Source organism: Vibrio sp. 10N.247.310.24, assembly GCF_041467175.1.
Classification (GTDB): domain Bacteria; phylum Pseudomonadota; class Gammaproteobacteria; order Enterobacterales; family Vibrionaceae; genus Vibrio; species Vibrio tasmaniensis_A.
The window spans coordinates 1-1,441 of the sequence record NZ_JBFSUD010000184.1 but is presented as its reverse complement, the minus strand read 5'-3'; the positions used below and the strand labels follow the sequence as shown (position 1 = coordinate 1,441).

Sequence of the window (1,441 nt, the reverse complement as noted above, 5' to 3'; positions counted from 1 at the left end):
TAACACTGATCATTTAAGCATTTTCCTGATCAGTTGAACGATCCTACAGATGGTTAACAATACCCTTAAGCACTTTTGTTTAAGGGTATTTTTTATGCTGTCACACTGGTTAATCGATGTTGACGATTTTGCTAATCCAGAATCTCTTTCTTTGTTTCAAAAAGACCTTCCGCTAGATTGGATAAACCAAGCTTTATCTGAAACGAACAAAGCGAGTATGCGCCGTAGAAAGCTACCCGCAGAACTCGTTGTATGGTTAGTCGTTGGTATTGGTTTATATCGAGATAGACCGATTACCGATGTACTCGATAAGCTCGACCTCAAATTGTCTAATTCATTGGGTGAAACGATTGCACCTAGTGCAATTCCTCAGGCAAGAAAACGCCTCACCGCTGAGCCTTTAAAGTCATTATTCTCAATCACAGCAAAGCATTGGACACAGTCGGAAGATGCGGGTGATAAATGGAATGGTTTGAGCCTATTTTCAATCGATGGCACACAGTTTAGAACTCACGATAACCCAAGCTTAGCTGAGCATTATCAATATGTTTACTACCGAAAAGACAGGCACACTGAGTACCCAATCGTTCGAATGTGCGCACTCACATCACTACGGAGTCGCCTTATTCATGATGTGGCTTTTGGGGAAAGTTCTAAAGGTGAAATCAGCTATGCAAAAGATTTAATTTCATCAGCAGTTCCGAATTCATTGACCATTTTTGACCGTTGCTACTTGAGCGCAGAACTTATGCTTAACTGGCAACAAGAGCATGGAACAAGCCACTGGATGACACCAATAAAGTCGAATGTGAAATATGAAATCATCGAGCAGCTCGATGATGATGGGCGAGATCTGATTGTGGAGATGAAAGTCTCTCCCCAGGCTAGAAAACAAGACCCGAGTCTCCCAGAAACGTGGAAAGCTAGGCTAACTCTATATCCCGATGACGTTGAACAACAACCCAATCATATACAAGGGCTGCTGACTTCTCTAACAGATAGAAAATACAGTTTAAAATCATTATTAGATGTGTACTTCGAAAGGTGGGAAATCGAGAATAGCTATGGCGAGATTAAGCATGACATGCTTGAAGATGAAATCCTGCTCCGCAGTCAATCTGTAGAGGGTGTAGAGCAAGAGATATGGGGTATCCTTATCGCGTATAACTTAATCCGTCTGGAGATTAGCCGAATAGCAAAAGAGGCTGAAGTCTCGCCACTTAGGATAAGCTTTACGATGGCACTTCGAGATATTCAAGATGAGTTGATGTGGTGTGCTATCGCCTCCCCAGGTTCGGTTCCCAAAAAGCTGCGAGCTATGAGAGAGCGAGTGAAACGTTATATTTTGCCCGAAAAACAAAAACGGCCCAAAGATAGGACCGTTCGTTTTAGTAAGACTCGCTACACTGTGCGATCTAAACACCTTAAATGATAGGTGTTG

1 protein-coding gene is annotated in these 1,441 nt (G+C 42.4%); it reads left to right on the top strand.

Annotated elements, in window-relative coordinates:
* The first annotated feature begins 94 nt into the window (after positions 1-94).
* Positions 95-1,432 carry an IS4 family transposase gene (locus AB6E08_RS23290; protein WP_017100321.1) on the top strand — a complete coding sequence of 446 codons (1,338 nt, stop codon included), beginning with the start codon at positions 95-97 and terminating at the stop codon, positions 1,430-1,432.
* Positions 1,433-1,441: the final 9 nt, after the last annotated feature.

Coding starts and splice junctions, on each gene's coding strand:
- AB6E08_RS23290 (WP_017100321.1), top strand. CDS start 95: ATGCTGTCACACTGGTTAATCGATGTTGACGATTTTGCTAATCCAGAA.